Annotated in this window: 1 protein-coding gene; it reads left to right on the forward strand. The window is 74.9% G+C overall.

Translation table 11 applies throughout. The features are described 5' to 3' along the window. A partial coding sequence (locus tag AB1460_RS35210) for an SDR family NAD(P)-dependent oxidoreductase (RefSeq protein ID WP_368966723.1) occupies positions 1-6,150 on the forward strand: 6,150 nt, incomplete at both ends.

Consider the following 6,150-nt stretch of genomic DNA (forward strand, 5'->3'; position numbering starts at 1 on the left):
CGGTGGGGGCGTCCGAGTACGACGTGCTTGCGGCGCTGGGTCGGGCGGGTGTGGTGGTGGATGTGGCGGCGGTGAACGGTCCGCGGGCGGTGGTGGTGTCGGGGCCGGCCGAGGTGGTGGCGCGGGTGGAGGAGATCGCCGCGGCGCAGGGGTGGAAGAACAGCCGCCTGGCGGTGAGTCATGCGTTTCATTCGGTGTTGATGGAGCCGATGCTCGGCGAGTTCGCCCGGGTGGTCGCGGGTCTTACGTTCCGGGAGCCGACCGTGGCGGCGGCGTCGACGGTGACGGGGCGGCCGGTGGAGCCGGGGGAGTGGTCGGATCCGGGCTACTGGGTGGGGCAGGTCCGGCGTCCGGTGCGGTTCGCCGACGCGGTGACGGCGATGGTCGGGCAGGGCGTGACCCGGTTCCTGGAGATCGGGCCCGACGCCCCGCTCACGGCCATGATCGCGGAAGGGTTCGCGGGGGGCCTCGAGGGCGACGGGGGCGAGACCCGTCCGGTGCTGGCTGTGGGGGCGCTGCGGCGGGAGCGGGACGAGGCCGCCACACTGCTGGGCGCGGTGGGCCGGCTGTTCGTCGACGGTGCCGACGTCGACTGGGCGCGGGTGTTCGACCACACGGCCGCGGCCCGGGTGGACCTGCCCACCTACTCCTTCCACCGGCACCGGTTCTGGCTCGAGCCCTCGCCCGAGGTGGGCGCGGGTGACCTGGCGGCGGCCGGCCTGGACGCCGGCGGACATCCGCTGCTCGGGGCAGCCGTCACGTTGCCGGAGGGCGCGGGGACGGTGGTGACCGGCCAGCTCTCGACCAGATCCCTGCCGTGGCTCGCCGACCACACCGTGCACGGCGCGACCGTCGTCCCCGCGACCGCGCTGGTGGCGATGGTGCTCGCGGCCGGCGAGCAGGTCGGCGCGATGTCCCTCGAGGACCTGACACTGCAGACACCGCTCGTCCTGCCCGCCGAGGGCGAGGTGCGAGTGCGGATCATGCTCGCCGCGGCGGACGGGGACGGACGGCGCGCCGTCACCGTCCACGCCGAGAGCGCCCCGACCGCCGAGGTCGACAGCGCCGAGGACGACAGGAGTGCGCCAGCGGCGGCGGCGACGGACGCCGGTGACGGCGCGTGGACCCGGCACGCCGTCGGTGTACTCCGGCCCGAGATCGGCGTACCGGACCCGGACCCGGACCTGGTTGCCTGGCCGCCGGCGGCGTCCGGCGAGGTCGACACCGCCGAGCTGTACGCGGCGATGGCGGCCTCGGGGCTCGGCTACGGGCCGGCGTTCCGCGGGCTCGTCCGGGCGTGGCGGCGTGGCGAGGAGCTCTTCGCGGAGGTCACCACCGCCGAGGCGACCGACGGTTACCCGATCCATCCGGCGCTGTTCGACGCCGCGCTGCACGCGATCGCCCTCGGCGGGCTGCTTCCCGCGGGTGACGCACCGCTGCTCCCGTTCGCCTTCTCCGGCGTCCAGGTGCACGCGACAGCCGGCCCCACCCTCCGGGTGCGGCTCGGGTCGGCCGGGTCGGCCGGGTCGGCCGGGTCGGCCGGCGGGACCGTTCGGATCACCCTCGCGGACGGATCCGGCCTGCCGGTCGCGAGCGTCGAGGCCCTCGCGCTGCGCCCGATCTCCGCCGCCGCCCTGCCGGTGGGACGTCCCGCCGACCGCCTCCTCTTCACCGTCGACTGGCTGCCCACCGCGACGCCCGCGGGATCGGGCGAGTGGGGCGGATCGGGCGAGTGGGCGGGTGAGTCGGGATGGGCGACCGTGCCGCTCGGAGCGGCGTTGCCGGCGGGGCCGGTCGAGGTCCTCGTGCTCGACTGCCCGGCGCCGTCGTCGCCGCAGCCCGGCGAGGAACCCGCACCGGTACCCGGCCCTCCGGACCCGGCGGCGGTCCGGCGGCGCACCGGCGAGCTGCTGGGAACGGTGCAGGCCTGGCTGGCCGACCCGGGCTGGGCGCGGAGCCGGCTCGTCGTCGTCACCTCGGGCGCCGTCCACGTGGGTGGCACCGGGGGGCTGCCGGGCCTGGCGGAGGCCGCGCTGTGGGGGCTGGTGCGCTCCGCGCAGGCGGAGCACCCCGACCGGATCCAGCTGGTGGATGTCGACGCGGCCGGCCGGGACCTGCTCCCGGCGGTCGTCGCCTCCCGGGCGTCGCAGGCCGTCATCCGGGACGGGGCGGTGCTCACCCCCCGGCTCGTGCGCGCGCAGCCGCCGGCCACCCCGCCCGCCGCCGCCTTCGGCCCGAACGGCCCGAACGGCCCGAACGGCCCGGATGACCTGGGCGGCGCGGGTGGCCGGGGTGGCGCGGGCACAGTGGTGATCACCGGTGCGACGGGGACGCTCGGCGCGGCGCTCGCGCGGCACCTGGTGGCGGACCACGGAACGTCCGACCTGCTGCTGCTGTCGCGACGTGGCCCGGAGGCGCCCGGCGCCGCCGAGCTCGCCGCCGAACTGACCGCGGCGGGCGCGCGGGTGCGTCTCGTCGCATGTGACCTCGCCGACCGGGCGGCGGTCGCCGGCGTGCTGGACGGCGCCGACGTCACCGCCGTGGTGCACGCCGCCGGGGTGCTCGACGACGCCGTCCTCACCTCGCTGACCGCCGACCGGCTGGACGCCGTGCTGCGCGCCAAGGTGGACGCGGCGGTGAACCTCCAGGCCGCGGTCGCGGACCGGGACCTGTCGGCGTTCGTCCTGTACTCGTCGGCGGCCGGGCTGTTCGGCAACCCGGGCCAGGCGAACTACGCCGCCGCGAACGCGTTCCTGGACGCGTTCGCCGCGCACCTGCGGGCGTCCGGGGTGCCGGCGACGTCCATCGGCTGGGGCCTGTGGGACACCGGAAGCGGCATGGGCGCGGCGCTCACCGGTGCCGACCAGGAGCGGATGCGCCGCGGCGGGGTGCTGGCGCTGACGGTCCCCGAGGGGCTGGCCGCGTTCGACGCGGCGGTGGCGATGTCCGTGCCGGCCGCGTACGCGCTGCGGGTGGACGTCTCCGCGCTGGGACGGGCCGCCGAGGCCGGGCTGGTACCGGAGGTTCTGCGCGGGCTGGTGCCGTCGTCCGCGGTCAGCCGCGGATCCGGAGCGGGCGGGGGTGCGGGCGCGGGTGCGCTGCGGCGTCTCGCCGGCCTGCCGTCCGCGGACCGTGACCGCCTGCTGCTGGCCGCGGTTCGCCGCCAGGTCGCCGAAGTCGCGGGCTTCCCCGACGGCGACGCCGTCGCACCGGGCCGCGCCTTCCGCGAGCTGGGCTTCGACTCACTGATGGCGGTCGAGCTGCGCAACCGGCTGGCGGCCGCGGCCGGCCTGCGGCTGCCCGCGACACTCGTCTTCGACTACCCGACCGTCGCCAGCCTGGCGGAGTTCCTGAGCGGCGAGCTGTCCGGCGGCCCGGCGGGAGCGTCGGCGGCCCCGGTGCCGGAGACGGTGGACGACGAGCCGGTCGCCATCGTCGCCATGGCGTGCCGCTATCCCGGCGGGGTGTCGTCGCCGGAGGGCCTGTGGGATCTGGTCGCCGCCGGTCGCGACGGCATCGGTCCGTTCCCGGACGACCGCGGCTGGGACGTCGATGGTCTGTACCACCCGGACCCGGATCATCCGGGGACGTCCTATACCCGCGAGGGCGGGTTCCTGTACGGTGCGGCGGATTTCGATCCGGGGTTGTTCGGTATCTCGCCGCGTGAGGCGTTGGCGATGGATCCGCAGCACCGGCTGCTGCTGGAAACATCCTGGGAGGCCTTCGAACGGGCCGGGGTGGACCCGCTTTCACTGCGCGGTTCCCGGACGGGTGTCTTCGCCGGTGTGATGTACACGGACTACGCGGCGGTGCTGGAGACCTCCGACGAGGACGTCGAGGGTTTCCTCGGTACGGGCGGGAGTATCGCCTCGGGCCGGGTGTCGTACACGTTCGGTCTGGAGGGGCCGGCGGTGACGGTCGACACGGCGTGTTCGTCGTCGCTGGTGTCCCTGCATCTGGCGGCGCAGTCCCTGCGTGCCGGTGAATGCGATCTGGCGCTCGCCGGTGGTGTGACGGTGATGGCGACGCCGAACACCTTCGTCGGTTTCTCGCGGCAGCGTGGTCTGGCGGCGGACGGCCGCTGCAAGTCGTTCTCCGAGGCGGCCGACGGCACCGGCTGGGGTGAGGGCGTCGGGATGCTGCTGGTGGAGCGGCTGTCCGATGCCCGCCGGAACGGCCATCGGGTGCTGGCGGTGGTGCGTGGTTCGGCGGTGAACCAGGACGGGGCGTCGAACGGGTTGACGGCGCCGAACGGTCCGTCGCAGCAGCGGGTGATCCGGCAGGCGTTGGCGAACGCCCGTCTCGGCGTCGCCGACGTGGATGTCGTCGAGGGTCACGGTACGGGTACGACGTTGGGTGATCCGATCGAGGCGCAGGCGCTGCTGGCGACCTATGGCCAGGGCCGGTCGGCCGGCCGGCCGTTGTGGTTGGGGTCGGTGAAGTCGAACATCGGTCATGCGCAGGCCGCTGCGGGTGTGGCCGGTGTGATCAAGATGATCCTCGCGATGCGTGAGGGGGTCATGCCGCGGACGCTGCATGTGGACGCGCCGTCGTCGCAGGTCGACTGGGATGCGGGTGCGGTGTCGCTGCTGGTGGAGCCGCGGCCGTGGGAGGCGGCGGAGGGCCGTCCGCGGCGGGCGGCGGTGTCGTCGTTCGGGATCAGCGGCACGAACGCCCACGTCATCCTCGAACAGGGCGACACTCCCGAGGAGCCGGACCGTGCGGCCGGGCGCGGCCTGCCTGTTCCCCTGGCGTTCTCCGCCCGCAGCGGTGCTGCCCTGGCCGGGCAGGCCGGGCGGCTGCACGACTTCCTGCAGAGCACTCCCGGTGCGGACCGGGTCGCGGTCGCGCGCGCACTCGCGGGCCGCGCCACTCTTGACCACCGCGCGGTCGTGCTCGGCGACGACCACGGCATCCTCACGTCGCTGGCCGCCTTCTCCACCGGGGACGACACCGGCCAGGTCCTCCGGGGTGCTGCTGGTGAGGGCCGGCTGGGTGTGGTGTTCACGGGTCAGGGTGCGCAGCGGTTGGGGATGGGTCGGGGTCTGTACGAGGTGTTTCCGGTGTTCGCGGAGGCGTTTGACGAGGTGTGTGACCTGCTGGACGGGCAGGTGGATGTGCCGGTGCGGGAGGTGGTGTTCGGTGGGGATGCTGAGGCGTTGGGTGTGACGGGTCGGGCGCAGCCGGCGTTGTTCGCGGTGGAGGTGGCGCTGTTGGCTTTGGTGCGGAGTTGGGGTGTGGTGCCGGAGGTGGTGGCGGGGCATTCGGTCGGGGAGATCACGGCTGCGTACGCGGGGGGGGTTGTCGATCTGGCGGATGCGGCGGTGTTGGTGGCGGCGCGGGGTCGGCTGATGGGGGCGTTGCCGGCGGGTGGGGCGATGCTGGCGGTCGCCGCGTCCGAGAACGACCTGCTCGTGGCCGTGGAACGGGCGGGTGTGGTGGTGGATGTGGCGGCGGTGAACGGTCCGCGGGCGGTGGTGGTGTCGGGGCCGGCGGAGACGGTGGCCCGGGTGGAGGAGATCGCTGGGGCGCGGGGGTGGAAGAGCAGTCGGTTGGCGGTGAGTCATGCGTTTCATTCGGTGTTGATGGAGCCGATGCTCGGCGAGTTCGCCGGGGTCGTGGCGGGGCTGACCTTCCGGGAGCCGACCGTGGCGGCGGTGTCGACGGTGACCGGGCGGCCGGTGGAGCCGGGGGAGTGGTCGGACCCGACCTACTGGGTGGAGCAGGTCCGGCGTCCGGTGCGGTTCGCCGACGCGGTGACGGCGATGGTCGGGCAGGGCGTGACCCGGTTCCTGGAGATCGGGCCCGACGCCCCGCTGACCGCCATGATCGCGGAGCGTGGCACGCCGGAGGAGGGCGTGGAGGCCCGTCCGGTCCTGGCTGTGGGGGCGCTGCGGCGGGAGCGGGACGAGGTCGCGACGCTGCTGGGCGCGGTGGGCCGGCTGTTCGTCGACGGCGCCGACGTCGACTGGGCGAGCATCGCCACGTCCACCTCCGGCGGCAGCTCCACCGACATCGCCAGCACCGACATCGCCAACAGCGACGTCGCCGCGACCGGTTCGGACGTCCGTCACCCGGTGGACCTGCCGACCTACGCCTTCGACCGTCGGCGTTTCTGGCCGCGGGCGCGGGTGGGTGTGGTGGGGGATG

The organism is Parafrankia sp. FMc2 (assembly GCF_041008525.1).
Classification (GTDB): domain Bacteria; phylum Actinomycetota; class Actinomycetes; order Frankiales; family Frankiaceae; genus Parafrankia.